Annotated in this window: 14 protein-coding genes; 3 read left to right on the forward strand and 11 right to left on the reverse strand. The window is 40.3% G+C overall.

The features are described 5' to 3' along the window. The first annotated feature begins 24 nt into the window (after positions 1–24). Positions 25–495 (forward strand): hypothetical protein, encoded by a 471-nt coding sequence (locus tag K0S23_RS15495; protein WP_300359283.1) that lies wholly within the window; start codon positions 25–27, stop codon positions 493–495. Between the two features lie 53 nt (positions 496–548). On the opposite strand, the gene K0S23_RS15500 is transcribed toward K0S23_RS15495, so the two are convergent. The 8 genes from K0S23_RS15500 to K0S23_RS15535 all read right to left on the reverse strand — a co-directional run bounded on the left by K0S23_RS15500 (position 549) and on the right by K0S23_RS15535 (position 10592). Then, positions 549–2708: a polyribonucleotide nucleotidyltransferase gene (locus K0S23_RS15500; RefSeq protein ID WP_300359285.1), complete on the reverse strand. Its 2160-nt coding sequence runs from the start codon at positions 2706–2708 to the stop codon at positions 549–551. Positions 2709–3073: 365 nt separating this feature from the next. Further along, the gene (rpsO, locus tag K0S23_RS15505; RefSeq protein WP_144333364.1) at positions 3074–3343 is read right to left on the reverse strand and encodes a 30S ribosomal protein S15; all 270 of its coding nucleotides are present in this window, start codon (positions 3341–3343) and stop codon (positions 3074–3076) included. A 152-nt stretch (positions 3344–3495) separates the two neighbouring features. Further along, on the reverse strand, positions 3496–4026 hold the full coding sequence (locus K0S23_RS15510; protein ID WP_300359290.1) for a hypothetical protein: 531 nt from the start codon (positions 4024–4026) through the stop codon (positions 3496–3498). Continuing rightward, positions 3995–4915 (reverse strand): hypothetical protein, encoded by a 921-nt coding sequence (locus K0S23_RS15515; protein WP_300359292.1) that lies wholly within the window; start codon positions 4913–4915, stop codon positions 3995–3997. Before K0S23_RS15515 ends, K0S23_RS15510 begins: the two co-directional genes overlap by 32 nt. A gap of 195 nt (positions 4916–5110) precedes the next feature. Further along, on the reverse strand, positions 5111–5671 hold the full coding sequence (locus tag K0S23_RS15520) for a HutD family protein (RefSeq protein ID WP_300359295.1): 561 nt from the start codon (positions 5669–5671) through the stop codon (positions 5111–5113). A gap of 45 nt (positions 5672–5716) precedes the next feature. Continuing rightward, the gene (gene accD, locus K0S23_RS15525; protein WP_300359298.1) at positions 5717–6562 is read right to left on the reverse strand and encodes an acetyl-CoA carboxylase, carboxyltransferase subunit beta; all 846 of its coding nucleotides are present in this window, start codon (positions 6560–6562) and stop codon (positions 5717–5719) included. A gap of 9 nt (positions 6563–6571) precedes the next feature. Then, positions 6572–7645, reverse strand: a complete 1074-nt coding sequence (fbaA, locus tag K0S23_RS15530) for a class II fructose-bisphosphate aldolase (RefSeq protein ID WP_300359300.1) — start codon at positions 7643–7645, stop codon at positions 6572–6574. Positions 7646–7724: 79 nt separating this feature from the next. Then, positions 7725–10592, reverse strand: a complete 2868-nt coding sequence (locus K0S23_RS15535; protein WP_300359303.1) for a BamA/TamA family outer membrane protein — start codon at positions 10590–10592, stop codon at positions 7725–7727. A 279-nt stretch (positions 10593–10871) separates the two neighbouring features. Here K0S23_RS15535 and K0S23_RS15540 point away from each other — a divergent pair, with 279 nt between their 5' ends. Continuing rightward, positions 10872–11393 carry an RNA methyltransferase gene (locus K0S23_RS15540; RefSeq protein WP_300359306.1) on the forward strand — a complete coding sequence of 174 codons (522 nt, stop codon included), beginning with the start codon at positions 10872–10874 and terminating at the stop codon, positions 11391–11393. A gap of 1 nt (position 11394) precedes the next feature. Continuing rightward, positions 11395–12354, forward strand: coding sequence for a tetratricopeptide repeat protein (locus K0S23_RS15545; RefSeq protein ID WP_300359308.1), 960 nt, complete (start codon positions 11395–11397; stop codon positions 12352–12354). A gap of 11 nt (positions 12355–12365) precedes the next feature. Here K0S23_RS15545 and K0S23_RS15550 read toward each other — a convergent pair whose 3' ends face one another. From K0S23_RS15550 to ubiE, 3 genes are all read right to left on the reverse strand, one after another. Then, positions 12366–13925, reverse strand: coding sequence for an NAD(P)/FAD-dependent oxidoreductase (locus K0S23_RS15550; RefSeq protein ID WP_300359311.1), 1560 nt, complete (start codon positions 13923–13925; stop codon positions 12366–12368). A gap of 12 nt (positions 13926–13937) precedes the next feature. Further along, positions 13938–14681 (reverse strand): porin family protein, encoded by a 744-nt coding sequence (locus tag K0S23_RS15555; protein ID WP_300359313.1) that lies wholly within the window; start codon positions 14679–14681, stop codon positions 13938–13940. A 99-nt stretch (positions 14682–14780) separates the two neighbouring features. Then, complete coding sequence (ubiE, locus tag K0S23_RS15560) at positions 14781–15512, reverse strand: bifunctional demethylmenaquinone methyltransferase/2-methoxy-6-polyprenyl-1,4-benzoquinol methylase UbiE (RefSeq protein ID WP_300359316.1); 732 nt, start codon at positions 15510–15512, stop codon at positions 14781–14783. Between the last annotated feature and the right edge of the window lie 103 nt (positions 15513–15615).

Genomic DNA, 15615 nt, shown 5'->3' on the forward strand with positions numbered 1-15615 from the left:
TCTATTTTTACGAAAACCTTTTCAATGAAAAAACTCCTATATCTCCCTTTTCTAATTCTTTTGCTTTTATCCGCTTGTCAAAAGAAAGAAGACAAAACTCCTGAATCAACTCCTGAAAATCAACTTTCAATGAAAGTTGACGGTAAACTTCAAGTACTCCCCGTATCGACTTCATGGCTCACACCACCGGATGAAACGATATTAATCATTGAAGCAGGATCCTCCACCTTAAATAGCGGACTATACCAAATGTATATTCAATCGGATATCTCTCCTGGATTTCACGAATACGGAGCCAGTGTGCAGCCTGTTATATCATTCGATTTTTACAAGGATAATAAAACCTACGATGCCTACGATGGAACTTTCCATATTTTATCCAATGATCCGGTTGCAAGACGTATCGAATTCCAATTTCAAATTAAATTATACAATGTCAATTTCCCTTCAGATCACTACGAAATCACGGAAGGGCATGTGATTGCTAACTATTAAAAAACAAAAAGCCCCGATACTAACTATCGGGGCTTTTCTATCCTGTTTTTAAATTACTCTGCTTTTGAAGCTTCAGATGATTCTGCAGCTGGCTTCTCCGGTCTTGGCAATAAAACTCTGCGAGATAATTTCCATTTTTTAGTTTTCGGATCTTTTCCAACAACTTTAAACTTCAATACGTCTCCTTCTTTTACTACGTCTTCCATTTTAGCCACTTTTTCCCAAGAGAACTCAGAAATGTGGATCAATCCGTCAGTTCCGGGAAGAATCTCAACAAATACCCCGAAATCTTTGATTGCTTTCACTTTTCCTTCGTATTCTCCGCCTTCATCAACTGTCGGAGGGAATGCGATCATTCTGATACGCGAATTAGCAGCATTCATATCCTCTGCATTGTTCGACATAATCTGAACACGACCTTCACCTGTTTCCAATTCTTCAATTGTAATGGTTGTATTCGTGTCTTTTTGGATTCCCTGGATGATTTTTCCTCCAGGTCCGATGATCGCTCCGATCATATCGTTAGGCACATTGAATGCTTCGATACGTGGAGTTTGAGGTTTGAAATCCGGATTCGGAATTGCAATTGTTTCAATGATCTTGTTCAGGATGTGTAAACGACCTGCACGTGCCTGATCCAAAGCCTGGATCAATACTTCGTATGGTAAACCATCTACTTTGATATCCATCTGACAAGCAGTGATTCCCTTAGAAGTTCCCGTTACTTTAAAGTCCATATCTCCTAAGTGATCTTCATCTCCTAAGATATCAGACAATACAGCAAATTTACCTTCGTCAGCAACCAATCCCATAGCAATACCGGAAACCGGTGCTTTTATTTGAACACCACCGTCCATCAATGCCAATGTACCTGCACAAACCGTTGCCATGGAAGACGAACCGTTTGATTCCAGGATATCCGACACCAAACGGATTGTGTATGCGTTATCTTCCGGAAGAACCGGTTTCAATGCACGCAATGCCAGGTTTCCATGTCCGATCTCACGACGGGAAGTTCCACGCAATGGTTTTGCTTCACCTGTTGAGAATGGAGGGAAATTATAATGCAATAAGAACTTCTCTGTTCCGTGGAAAGTAACTCCATCGATCAATTGCTCATCCATTTTACCACCAAGGGTTAATGTTGTCAACGATTGAGTTTCCCCACGTGTAAATACAGCAGATCCGTGAACCATTGGTAAATAGTCTACTTCAGCCCAAATCGGACGAATCTCATCAAACTGGCGACCATCCAAACGTTTTTTCTCGTTCAACATCACCCAACGAACCGCTTTCTTCTTCACTTCAGAGAAGTAAGTAGAAATAAAGCCACCTACCAATAACAATTCGTCTTCAGTAAATGCTGCTTTCACTTCCGTTTTAATCGCATCGAATAACTCTGTGCGTTTCGCTTTATTTGCAAGACCCTGACGAGCAACTTCCTTACATTTATCCATCGCCAATTCGTACACTTTCGCTTTCACAGCCTCATCATGAGTTTCGTGAGAGTAAACGCGTTTCGGGTTAGCTGTTGGAATTAATGCTGCAAGATCTAACTGGAACTGACACTGTTCTTTAATTGCAGCGTGAGCAATTTTAATTGCTTCAACCATTTCCAATTCGGAGATTTCTTTGAATTCTCCTTCGATCATATTCACATCCTTCATCGTACCGGCAACCATCATATCGATATCTGCCGATTTCATTTGTTCCATTGTTGGATTCAGAACCCATTCACCGTTAATACGACCTACGCGTACTTCAGACATCGGTCCGTTGAATGGAATATCAGAGACTGCAATTGCTGCAGAAGCTGCCAAACCACATAATGCATCCGGATTATTTACGCCGTCGTAAGCCAACAATTGAATCATCAATTGAACTTCCGCATGGTAATCATCCGGGAATAATGGACGCAATGCACGATCCACTAAACGCATCACTAAAATTTCACTTTCAGACGGGCGAGCTTCTCTTCGGAAGAATCCTCCTGGGAAACGACCTGCTGCCGCATATTTTTCACGGTAATCTACCGTTAACGGAAGGAAATCCACTCCGTCTTTTGCCTCTGGTGCCGCAACTACTGTTGCCAATAACACCGTGTTGCCCATTTGTAACACTACTGACCCGTCGGCTTGTTTTGCCAATTTTCCGGTCTCGATGGAAATTTCTTTCCCGCCAGTAACGATGGACTTTTTGATTCCTATATTCATATTTATACTTTACTTTTTTAAAGACTTCAAGATATTAGGACTTTAAGACATTAGGACTTGATTCGTCTTTACTGCTTAAATTCCTCATCTAAAAATCGTTTTATTATGGACTTTGAATTTTAAACCTTTGCAGGCAGGACTAAGTCCTGATATCTTAAAATCCCATAATCCTAATATCTTTTGCTGTCAGTTCGAGTATTCTGCCATATTCTCGATACGCTACGCACTCGAATTGACTTGGCAGAATTACCGGAAACTAAAGCAAAAAAGGGGACACCGGAATAATCCGACAAGCCCCCCTTTTTTAATAATTTATTTACAAAACAGGTACATCGACTTCTCTCAGCAACCTGTTTCTTTTCGAATTAACGACGTAAACCTAATTCTTTGATCAACGCACGGTATTTCTCGATATCCTTTTTCTTAAGGTAATCTAACATACTACGACGTTTACCAACCAACAACTGCAAAGATCTTTGTGTTCCGTAATCTTTACGGTTCTTTTTCAAATGCTCCGTTAAGTGAGCGATACGAAATGTGAACAAAGCAACTTGTGCTTCTGTTGAACCTGTGTTTGTTTCTGAACCTCCGTGTTTAGCGAAGATTTCTTTCTTTTTTGCTGAATCTAAATACATGCCAATATTACTTGAATGATTATTATGTAGAATCCCAACTCTTGGAATTACGGTGCAAATATAACAACTAATTGCGAATCTCGAATACCGAATTACGAATTATTCGATAATTATCAAGTTATTGGCAGATCTTATTACGCATTGGGCTATTATCATTTTTCGAAGTAGACTTCCAGGACTTCCTGGTACTTTTTCAACCGCTGGGGGAAATTGATCCATGCATAGTGGCTTGCCCAATAGCTTGTCAATTCTTTATCCTGGGTGTAGGAAGTAAACAAGACCGGCTTTTCAAAATCCACAAAAATATCCGAATCTTTCAAGCGATAACGAACAGTTTCCACTTCTTTGTTACTGGTTGTAATTCGGGAATTTAAAGTCGGGTCAAGAACCAAATCGACTTCAAGGGAGTCACTTATTTTCCAATCTGTCAAAATCTCTATTATCACATGAATTTCCCGGTTGGTGGAATCTTTTGGCATTACGCGTATATCGGAAACAATACGTTTACCATCCAAATTTCCCACTCCGACGTAATGGACCCATCCTCCATACGGAAATAAATGTTCTGCATTCTGAGAATAAGATTCAAAAGTGAAAATGAAAGAAATCGAAAGGAGTATGTTCCACACAACCGAATGAACAGCTGTTCTGTTACAACCCTCCATCGGAAACGTAAAGCCCATCTTTGAAGATACGAACTTTCAGCAAGACACCGTCACGGTCATAGACAAATACTTTCCCATCTTTCAACTGACCATTTTTAAACTGTCCGTCGATCCAGATTTCATCTGAGACGGTATACAATTTATTAAATCCATTCGGTTGGAAGGTAACACCTTTTGCAACCCGAGGAGTGTGAATAAACGGTGCATTCATCATTGAGTTCCGCACTTGAGAACTTGTATTTGAATCCTGAATCTTCTCAATTTTACTCACTACATTTTGAATCTCCGGATTTTCAACAGTTACTTTACGTGGTGTTCTGACACTCAAATAAGTTGAATACAATTGAGGGTAATTTTGTGATAACCAGGCAAAATTCACACGTGCATTCTTTGATTTATTTTGATTCAAGGATTCTTCTACCCAAAACTGGTAGGAGAATGGAACACTAAATGCGCGTTTTGCAAAGAAAACCTGACCTGCTACCATTTCACGGTTGTGAAACAACATGCGGCAATCAAACAATCCGTTGTGTACTTCTAAATTCTGAGATTGGGTAACTTTTCTGGGAACCGTGCTTGCCTGAAGTAATGCTCCCTTTCGATCAAAGCGGAAATAAGCTCCTCCGGGTCTGTTATCTAAATATTCACCTATCAGACGAGGAGTCTTTCCATCGGGATAATAACAAATCCAGGCTCCGAATTTACGCCCTTTGATATACCTTCCTTCTTTTCTTTTTGATTTACTTTCGAGTGATGTAGCATCATTTTCCTCATCGACAACCCAATACCCTGTTCTTTTCCCGTAAGCATCCAGTTTATTCAACGTATCTGCTTCGCTAAGTTTTGCAGTCCAACCATTACTGGTGAGCAAAAATAAAAAAGTGAATATGCCAATTAATTTGTTCAAGGTAATGCGCTTTAGTTCCTCTATTAGTTTTCAGTAGAACGAATATATACTTTTCAGGCATATCCGGAAGCTCCTGATGAAAATATTTTCCAGACAAATGAATATTCAAGCTATTTCAACGAATAATGAATTCAAGACGGAATTTCGCTTAAACTATGGCTTTATCAAGAAGTATTTCCAGGATTATTCTGTTAATCAGCCTACTAAACTCATTTCAACCAAAATCACCCGGGATTCCGCGAAATAAATAATTTCCGCTTCTTGGTGCTCACAATTAAATACTAAGGCCGGCGAATGAATGTGTTGATTATTTATCATTAGGGAACCGGATATCAGAAATAAGACGGATGTCATTTCTTCCAAATCCATTCGTGTTTTCTCCATATAATAAGAGATCTGAACTTTTGGATGGTAGCTGGATTTAAAGATCAGGTTAAAGTCCGTGAGCTTTCCTTTTCCTTTCGTTGGCCAGGAACCACTGAACCGAGCCAGTTCAAATTGATTCACATTCTGCTGAATGATTCCGTTAGGAGTTTGGTGTTCCATTTCCAGCTTTCCTTCCAATGGAATTAAAATCCGTTCGTAACCTTCAAAGGATGTGAAATCTGATTCTTCTGTTTCGATTACGGCTGAACTGATTCTCCAATCGAAATCGCGGCCGGATAAGGTTGTTCCTTCCGGGAAAATAAATAACTGTGTGGTTTTACCCCCACTCCAGTTTGAAACAAGAAAATCAGCTTCTGTTACTATTTTCATATCAAAAAAAATCCCGATTCGCTTTAGCGGACCGGGATAGTATAATTAAGATCTGAAAAGTTTCAAGGAATGTCCTAACTTTTCTTTCAATTCTGTTCGATTAACAATATAATCAAGGAAGCCATGCTCCAAAACGAATTCGGAAGTTTGAAATCCATCCGGAAGATCGCGGCCAATCGTTTCCTTTACCACCCGAGGTCCTGCAAATGCGATCAATGCTTCAGGTTCTGCAATATTGATATCACCCAACATCGCAAATGAAGCTGTGACTCCTCCTGTTGTAGGATCTGTCAAATAGGAAATATAAGGCAATTTATGTTTTGACAATTGTCCTAATTTGCCCGAAACTTTTGCCATTTGCATCAATGAGAAACCTGCTTCCATCATACGGGCACCACCGGATTTGGAGATAATCATAAAAGGTGCGTTTAATTCAATTGCTTTATCAATTGCACGGGCAATTTTCTCCCCCATTACTGATCCCATTGAGCCACCGATGAAAGAAAAGTCCATTGCAGCAACCACAAATGGCTGTCCCTGCATGTCTCCGTAAGCAGTTCTGATCGCATCTTTCAATCCTGTAGATTTCTGAGTAGCTTTGATCCGGTCTGTATATTTCTTTGTATCGGCGAATTCCAATGGATCACCGGAAGTTACTTTTTCATTGATCTCGGTATATTTCCCTTCATCAAAAATGATATGGAAGTATTGTTCGGAACCAATTCTTTCGTGGTGTGAACAACGGTCACAAACCCACATATTCTTTTCCAAATCTCCGGCTGTAAATACTGTTTTACATCTGGAACATTTACTCCAGAGTCCTTCCGGAGTTTCTTTTTTGTCTTTAGTTGAGGTAGTAATACCTTCTTTGGAACGTTTAAACCAACTCATATCACTATCTTATTTATTCAATGTGTTTATATTATTCAAATCTGAAAAAGACTGCTCAAGACGTTTCACAAATGTCAATTCACCTTCGCGAAGCCATTTTCTTGGATCGTAGTACTTCTTATTCGGAGAATCTTCTCCTTCCGGATTACCGATCTGAGTTTTCAGGTAATCAATTTTCGAAGTAACATAATCGCGAACACCTTCGGTAAATGCAAACTGAAGATCCGTATCGATATTCATTTTGATTACTCCATAGCCGATTGCTTCTCGAATTTCTTCTACTGTGGAACCTGAACCTCCGTGGAATACAAAATCAACCGGATTATGTCCCGTATTGAATTTTTGCTGAACGTAATTTTGAGAGTTCAACAAGATTTTCGGCGTTAATTTCACATTTCCCGGTTTGTAAACTCCATGAACATTTCCAAATGCTGCTGCAATTGTAAAACGCGGACTCACTTTCATCAATTCTTCATATGCGTAAGCAACCTCTTCAGGCTGGGTATACAATTTGGAAGAATCCACGTCACTGTTATCCACTCCATCTTCTTCACCACCGGTAATTCCCAATTCAATTTCCAAGGTCATCCCGATCTTGCTCATACGAGCCAAATACTCTTTGCAAATTTCAATGTTCTCTTCGATCGGTTCTTCTGACAGATCCAACATATGAGAAGAATACAGGGGCTTGCCGGTTTCCTTGTAGAATTGTTCTCCTGCCGTAAGCAAACCATCTATCCAGGGTAATAGGTTCTTGGCACAATGATCCGTATGCAAAATAACCGTTACTCCATATGCCTCAGCTAAAGCGTGTACATGTTTTGCACCGGAAATACCACCTAAAATAGCAGCCTGCTCATCTTTATTGGACAAAGCCTTTCCTGCAAAGAAATGCGCTCCTCCATTTGAGAACTGAATGATCACAGGTGCATTCAACTTTGCAGCTGTTTCCATCACTGCATTCACTGTAGATGTACTGGTAACATTCACAGCCGGAAGTGCAAATCCTTTTTCTTTCGCAAAGCGGAAAATTTCTTGAACCTCATCTCCGGAGGCAACTCCAGGTTTAATTGAATAAGCCATTTTAGTCATTATTTGGGGTGTAAAAGTAATGAAAAGCGCCAAATAATAAAGCACAAAGAATAAAATTCACGAAGCGGTATCAGAATGGGAAACCAATTCCAAAGTTGAGACGCATAGGATACAAGAATTTGGGGATATCATCCCGGTAATCCGACCCATAAACTTCCTCGGCTTTTTTATTGAATTCCGGTTTCGGTGTGAAGATCCAACGCTCGCCTTCCGGAAACCCAGGATCGTGAATCGGAACTCCCAAATCAAAACGCAGCACAAAGTAGTTGAAATCGAAACGAATTCCATAACCTACAGACACAGCTAATTCTCTTAGAAAACGTCCCGAAATTTGTCCGCCGGGACGATTCACATCATCGTTTCTTGTCCAGATGTTTCCTGCATCAATAAAAAAAGCATGATTTAAAATCCCTCCTGTTCCAAAACGGTATTCCAGGGAAGCATTGAAACGCAGATCTCCAATTTGAGTGGCGATCAGGTTGGAATCCAGGAACCTCTGGTATGCTCCGGGTCCTAAACTCCGCGCAGCCCATCCCCTGTTATCATTTGATCCTCCTGCAAAGAATGAATAGTCGTAAGGAAGTGAGGTCGGTGAGTTCTTCATCGGGAAACCAATTCCTGCCATGGTTCTGAAAGCAATAAGACTGTGTTTCCCTGTTTTATAGTACGTTACAATCTTATTGTCAATCACCGAAAACTGAGAGTATGGAACACCCACGAATAATTTGTGTCCTAAAGTGTCGTACTTCGGATTTACGGAAGTTATCGCATTCAGGATATTTCCGGCAATTGAAAAGCTTCCGGAATAAGTAAAACGCAGCTTAGGCATTTTTCTCTTGGTCTTTTTATCGTTATCAAAATCAAAAGTAATTTTGAAATCTTCCCAGATAAATTGGTCGCGATAAGCATTTTTCAAAAACAGATCATTCAGCTGATTGATCTTGGCTTCGAAATCCGGTTGGGGATCAATGGATACATATTTAATCACAGAAGCGCCCGGAAGACCGAAAGAAACTGTTTGCGTTTTTCCATCTCCCACCAAAAATTTATAGATGTAATTGAACTGCAACACACTTCTGTCAAAGTCGGGGCGTCGCTGAAAATTGTAGGCGCTTGAAAGTTCTGTCCTGGGGCGTTGTCTTTTTCCCAAAACGGTCACCCCAAAAGGAAACAAACCAGGAATATCCAGTTTTGCGGAAGGGCCAAATTCTAATGTATTGAAAGTACGTCCCTGGGTTTTGATCTTTTCCCCGGCATCATTGGTAGAGAACACACTCGGGTTTGATTCGAAACCACCTGAAATCGAGAAGATGAAATTGGTTCCTGTTCTGAAAATATTCTTATTAATGTAATTCAGGGATGCACTCAAACCCAGGAATCCGTTCGAGTTCTTAGCCCGCGGTTCAAAACTGAAACTTTGTTTGGTTGAAGGAACCAAATAATAGTGAACGCGAACTATTCCACTTCCCGGATAAGTTTCAATAATTTCCGGTTTAATGACAGAAAACAATCCCAATTGAACCAAACTGGTAAATGAGCGCTCCAGGTAATATTCCTTGTAGTAATTATCATTCTCGAGGTAGTTTTGTGCTTCGATCAGCTTAGGACTTACAAATGGCTTGGCATTGTAATAAAAAGTTGCAATTCTGTGCGGATCATAATTAATACTATCCTTCATTTTTCCAAAAGCTGTTTTGTTCACCTGACTTTTCAGAATCACTTTTTTCTTCAATCCCAATTTGGCAGCTTCAGGATCTTCCACCTTCCTCCTGACCTTTTTGTACAGCAGTTCATCAAGCGTAATTATAAAACCGTTTTCTTTTAATTCGAGCCCTTTTTGAGCAACATCTTCTTTAAAATTCCCATCATAAAGACTGGTATCTGAGAAATGGAAAAATACGCCATCTACTTTTGTGGAGACATGCGGAATATATTTCACTGAATTCGGGTCATCCTCATCCTGAATTAAGCGATCACCAATTAAGATCGTCAGGGTCATCTTCAATTCCTTTTGATGATTATTGGAAAGCCTTGAAGTGTCCGCTTTATAGCTGATATTTGTTTGGACAAAACCATAATAAGTACGATCCCGGAAATACCTTGCCAATTCTCCCCTGTAACTGCTGAATTTATCTGCATCAAAAGGAAGATTGACCGGTTTGTTATCAATAATACTTGCTTTAAAATCAGAGTTTAGCCCGTTTTTATCAGATTCTTTTTGAATATACCGTTTGAATTCCTCTGTGATAACCGGATTTTTGCAAACCAATTTAACGGTATCGATATAATACCGGATTCCGGTTGTTATTTCATAATTAGCGATTACTTTTTTCTTCGTCTTCTGTTTATTCAACATCCGGTGAATCGTATCAAAACGACTTGTGACTTCAGAGTAGAAATAACCTTTTGAATGCATGTATGCCTGAAGCTGGGTACGCGATCTTGACATTGCCCCGGTATCAGCAATTACCGGAGCCTCGCCAAATTTGTATTTCATCAACTGCCTGAAAGTGGAATTCGGGTCCAGGGTATCTCTGAGCTTAATGGTTTTGTAGATGTAATCCGGATCACCTTTGCGGATAGCACGTTGGCGGCGTCTTTCATTGATACGGATTTCGCGCTTCGTTTTTTTGAGATTTTGTTTATTCAAACGGCCCAATTTCCGGAGCCGTCCTTTTTCCGTTTTAGCACTATCGATCGAATTGTAAATCTTTAACCGGATCGGGATCCCGATTACTCTCAGGTTGGGTTTCTGTTTCAGCACGTCCTCGGCTTCTGAAGTACTGATCCGATCACCTTTTACTTCAATCTTATTTTTTTTCAGCAAGTGTTTGTTCTCCGGAACCAGCTTTGTGGACAAACAACCCTGAACTGCAAAAGCTACCGTAAAAAATACGAATAAGTGCTTAAATTTAAGTTGTTCAAATACTCCCAACATAAGACAAAAATAAGAAACGAAAACAAAAATTCATTTTAAACGAAGCTAATTTGGTATGTTTGGCAAAAAAAAGTGGAAGCTCTTTCTAAAGCTAAACAAAAATGGGTTCGATCTCTCCAGTTAAAAAAAAACAGGGATCAAGCATTGCTTTTCGTCGTAGAAGGCGAAAAATCAGTACTTGAGGGACTTTCAGCCTTTGCTTCACACCTGGAGCTTTTGGTTTCAATTGATTCATTTGCTTCTCAAATACCGGACCAATTTCATTCTAAAACTTTTCTGGTGACAAACAAGGAATTAGAGCAAATTTCCGAATTAAAGACTCCAAACAAGTGTATTGCTATTTTCAGACGTCCGGATACGGTGCTTTTATCAGATCAATTTACGATCGTTTTGGATGGAATCCAGGATCCGGGAAATCTGGGAACTATTCTCCGTTTAGCAGATTGGTTTGGTGTAAAACAACTGGTTTGTTCCAAAGACACTGTGGATTGTTACAATCCGAAAGTTATTCAATCTTCGATGGGTGCTATTTACCGTGTAATAGTTCATTATACCGATCTGGCAAGCTATTTGAGAAACTCACCTCAACAGAAATACGGAGCTATGCTGAACGGGAAAAATTATAAGGAAACTGACTATGCGGAAAACGCCATTTTAATCATGGGCAACGAAGGAAAAGGCGTTCGCCCGGAAATCGAAGCTTTGATCGATTTCCCTGTCACTATCCCACGTTTCGGAGAAGCAGAATCCCTGAATGTAGCAACCGCAACCGCCATTTTACTGGCAGAAATAATCCGGTGATATGAAATTCTTAAGCACACTATTTTTTCTTTGTGTTTCCTGCACCTTGTTTTCACAGTTCGGAGAAGCAATTGATACCAGCCAATACGCTTCCTACCGTTTATCCGTCCGTATTGCGAATAACCGGATCAAAACAGACAGCAACAATGCGGAAGCTTACATACAGAGAGGCTATTATCGGAACCTGTTAAGAGATTTTGACGGAGCACTCCGGGATATTGATAAGTATATTTCCCTCAGACCAAATGAAGCGACTGCATATAAATCCCGCGCAAAAGTAAATTATGAAAAGGGAGAGTTTCAGCAGGCAATCGTGGACATTAATAAAGCTATTGAGCTCAAACCGGAATTTTACGAAGCAATCAATGACCGCTCGACCTTGTATTACAAAACGGGAAATTACGAAGCTTGTAAAGCAGACTTACTTATCTTACTGAAAAACAATCCTAACGATCTTTCACAGCTTCTGTACCTGGGTTATTGTGAAACAAAACTTGAGAATTTTGAGAAAGCCATCAGTTATTTCAAGACCATTCTGTCAAAAGATTCACTTTACAAGGAAGCCTGGAACAATATCGGTTATTGCTATTTCCGATTGGAAGATGAAACAAAAGCGTTACAGGCAATAAATAAAGCTATTCAAATTGATCCCCGCTATCCTGAAGCCTATGAAAAGCGGGCACAAATTAAAATTTCAAAAGGTGATGGCACCGGAGCGCTGGAAGATCTAAGCAAGGCTCTTTCCTACAATCCATTTCTAACCACTTCATTGAATAACCGGACTTTGGTTTATATAGCAGCAAAACGATATAATGAAGCTCTCGGTGATATCAACTTACTGCTTCAATTGGTTTTGCCCACACCTGAATTACTTAGAACGCGCGCCGGTATTTACAAGGAACTGGGGGAAACAAAACTAATGGAAGAGGATTTGAAGTTTGCAGAGGAAATTGAAAAGTAATTATAGATGATTTAATTATCAGATTGATAATATTTCAAAACTGCGTCCACACACTTCATTCCATCAATTGCAGCTGAGATGATTCCGCCTGCATAACCTGCACCTTCTCCGCAAGGGAATAAGCCTTTGGTATTCACACTCATACACGTTTCATTATCTCTTGGTACTGAAACCGGACTCGAGGTACGCGATTCGGGAGCATGCAAAACGGCATCATTGGTTAGGAATCCCCGCATTTTCTTGTCAAAATCAAGAAAAGCCTGTCTTAATCTTTTGGTAATGAAATCAGGCAAAACTGTATTCAGATCTACTGAAACAATTCCAGGCTGATAAGAAGTTCTTGGGAAATCCTTCGATTTTCTTCCCTCGACAAAATCTTTCAAGCGCTGAGCCGGAACGGCTTGTGTACCTCCTGCTGATCTCCAGCAGCGCTGCTCTACTTCCTGCTGAAACTCCAGACTTACCAGCGGGTTTCCGGGCGAATAATTAGGCAGTTCTTCAGGCTCCACACTCACTACGATACCTGAATTAGAAGTGGGATTGTTTCGTTTGGACGGAGACCAGCCATTTGTTACTACTTCTCCGTTTTCAGTAGCACAGGGAGCAATGATTCCACCCGGACACATACAGAAAGAATAAACACCCTTATCTGCAACCTGTGTAACCAGGGAATAAGATGCCGGCGGGAGAAACTCATCGTTGTGTCGGCCGTGATATTGGATTTCATCAATCATAGCCTGAGTATGTTCTACTCTCACTCCCAGAGCAAAAGCTTTCGCCTGAATACTTACTTTTTTGTCTTTCAATAAATAGAAAATATCTCTTGCAGAATGTCCGGTTGCCAAAACGAGTGCTTTACACGGAATGAGTTCTTTCTCATTGATCTCAATTGCCTGAACCGCTCCATTTACAATCTGTAAATCAGTCAGTTTCGATTCAAAATGCACTTCACCTCCAAATTCGATAATACAATCACGCATTGCGACAATAATTTGCGGTAATTTATTGGTCCCGATATGCGGATGTGCGTCGACAATGATATCTTCATGTGCTCCGAAATGAACAAACCATTTAAGTGCTTTCATAACATCTCCGCGCTTTTTGGAGCGCGTGTATAATTTTCCATCGGAATAAGTTCCCGCTCCGCCCTCACCGAAACAATAGTTGGATTCGGAATTTACGATGTGCTCTTTGTTTAAGATTGCCAGATCACGTCTTCTTGAACGGACATCTTTCCCTCTTTCGAAAACAACAGGTTTCAAGCCCAGCTCCAAGGCTCTTAACCCAGCGTATAAACCGGCAGGACCTGCACCAATAATATGAACGACCTTCGAATCCGGTGTTACTTTCCGGGGGGTGAATTCAGCTTCAAAAGGAGGCAGAATCCCATCCAAAAACACCTCAAAACTTGCGTTGACCTTAATATCTCTTTTCCGTGCATCAATGGAGCGCTTGTGCCATTTATAAGCAAAGGGATGATCCTTCGGAAGTTTTAATTCGCGGGAAATAGCTGAACGGATGAATGAATCATCTTTTGCTTCTTCAGGAGAAAATTGAAATTGTAGCTGCATTAAAAACGGATTCTAGCCTTCAAAGATAAGGGAAATCCAAAGCACCTTGTTGTAAAGACGATCGATTGGTTTGGAAACAGGTGAATTATCCTGGATCAGTGAATTGGAAAAACTTTGAGAGAACTTCACTTCAAAACCAAACTTAAAGTAGGGAGCAAACCATTCCAATCCTCCACCCACTTGTCCCTGAAAATCATTTGCTTTGATCTTTATGAAAGGATCGATGAAATTTTGAGAGGCATCTTCCTGCGATTGCAAATCATAAGAATATTGTCCGCCCACCAATACATAAGCCGCAAAGTTATTGATCCGCAAGGTCCTGAATTGAAGCATCAAAGGAAAATCGAGGTTGGTAGAGTTTACGCGTTCCTCCACGAAAACATCTTTGTTTACCGCAGGGTCCGGATCCTGGTAATAATACTGAACAGCCCGTTCCTGGAAAGATAAAGTCGGAATAAAGCGCAAACGAACAATCGGATGTCCTAACTTAACAGTTGTAACAATTCCAACCTGGCCACCCGGCTGACGTTTGGTTTCCAGGGACTTCAGATTATAGCTGGAATAGGCGTCGTTGACAGGAATCGCTTTAAAGTTGGCAGTATTGACTCCCAGCATAAATCCAAAGTGAATCCAGCGCTCATCAAAGCGCTTATAGTTCTTTGTTTTTTCCGGTTGTGCAAAAAGAATGCCTGTAAGAAAAACCAATAAACATGTTGCAAGCCAATTCTTCATCATATCATTCAAACGTACATTCACATTTTTTATTCTAACAAATGAGTTCAAAAAGGTTTAAAAAGTTAAAGAATTCAAAACAAATACGCTTGTGTCTTTGAACTTTTTAACGATCGAACGCTTCTATTTTATCCCGGAATAAATTGTTGCTATTCCACCTGAAACCAGCCTGGCCTTTACCTGCTGATACCCCAGTTTTTCAAGGATATCCGTAAATGCTTTCCCTTCGGGAAAGGCAGCTACCGATTCGGGCAAATATGCATAAGCCTTATCGTCTTTCGAGATACGTTTTCCAAAAAACGGGATAATGTATTTCGAATGAAAGGCATAATATTGTTTTACGGGAAACTTCTTCGGTTTCGAAAATTCAAGAATGATCAGCTTTCCACCCGGCCGAACTACACGCAGCATTTCGGACAAACCTTTTTCCAGGTTCTCGTAATTGCGAACGCCAAAACCAACCGTTAAGGCATCAAAATAATTATCTTCAAAAGGCAGGTTTTCCGAGTCTCCCAAACGCATTGAAATGATCGGATCAAATCCTCTTTTCTTCATTTTCTGGCGGCCAACATCCAACATTCCTTCCGAGATGTCCATTCCAATGATCTCCACGGGTTTCAAGCGCAAGGAGGCGATTGCGAAATCCCCGGTTCCTGTTGCCAGATCCAAAATGCGTTTCGGCTGGATTTCTTTGAGCATATTGACTGCTTTCCTTCTCCAGATACGATCTATTCCGACCGATAAAAAGTGATTCAAAAAGTCGTAGCGTTTTGAAATCTTATTGAACATCTCAGCAACTTCCTCTTTCTTCGATTTATCGTCTGTGCCGTATGGTTTTACAACTTTTCTTTCCATCTTATTAATTGAGAATAGAAAATGGAACTTCGACTACCATTGACGCTTCGGTCAAGGTTTTCAACGCTCAGTCACCCTTTTCACTTCTACATTTTAAATTTTC

The organism is Fluviicola sp. (assembly GCF_029266855.1).
GTDB lineage: Bacteria > Bacteroidota > Bacteroidia > Flavobacteriales_D > Crocinitomicaceae > Fluviicola.

What these genes read in the sequence shown, in the direction of transcription:
- K0S23_RS15510 (WP_300359290.1), bottom strand. Translation starts at nt 4,026, where the DNA reads ATGGGCTTTACGTTTCCGATGGAGGGTTGTAACAGAACAGCTGTTCAT.
- accD (WP_300359298.1), bottom strand. Translation starts at nt 6,562, where the DNA reads ATGAGTTGGTTTAAACGTTCCAAAGAAGGTATTACTACCTCAACTAAA.
- K0S23_RS15545 (WP_300359308.1), top strand. Translation starts at nt 11,395, where the DNA reads ATGAAATTCTTAAGCACACTATTTTTTCTTTGTGTTTCCTGCACCTTG.
- K0S23_RS15495 (WP_300359283.1), top strand. Translation starts at nt 25, where the DNA reads ATGAAAAAACTCCTATATCTCCCTTTTCTAATTCTTTTGCTTTTATCC.
- K0S23_RS15550 (WP_300359311.1), bottom strand. Translation starts at nt 13,925, where the DNA reads ATGCAGCTACAATTTCAATTTTCTCCTGAAGAAGCAAAAGATGATTCA.
- K0S23_RS15535 (WP_300359303.1), bottom strand. Translation starts at nt 10,592, where the DNA reads ATGTTGGGAGTATTTGAACAACTTAAATTTAAGCACTTATTCGTATTT.
- ubiE (WP_300359316.1), bottom strand. Translation starts at nt 15,512, where the DNA reads ATGGAAAGAAAAGTTGTAAAACCATACGGCACAGACGATAAATCGAAG.
- K0S23_RS15500 (WP_300359285.1), bottom strand. Translation starts at nt 2,708, where the DNA reads ATGAATATAGGAATCAAAAAGTCCATCGTTACTGGCGGGAAAGAAATT.
- K0S23_RS15520 (WP_300359295.1), bottom strand. Translation starts at nt 5,671, where the DNA reads ATGAAAATAGTAACAGAAGCTGATTTTCTTGTTTCAAACTGGAGTGGG.
- fbaA (WP_300359300.1), bottom strand. Translation starts at nt 7,645, where the DNA reads ATGGCTTATTCAATTAAACCTGGAGTTGCCTCCGGAGATGAGGTTCAA.
- rpsO (WP_144333364.1), bottom strand. Translation starts at nt 3,343, where the DNA reads ATGTATTTAGATTCAGCAAAAAAGAAAGAAATCTTCGCTAAACACGGA.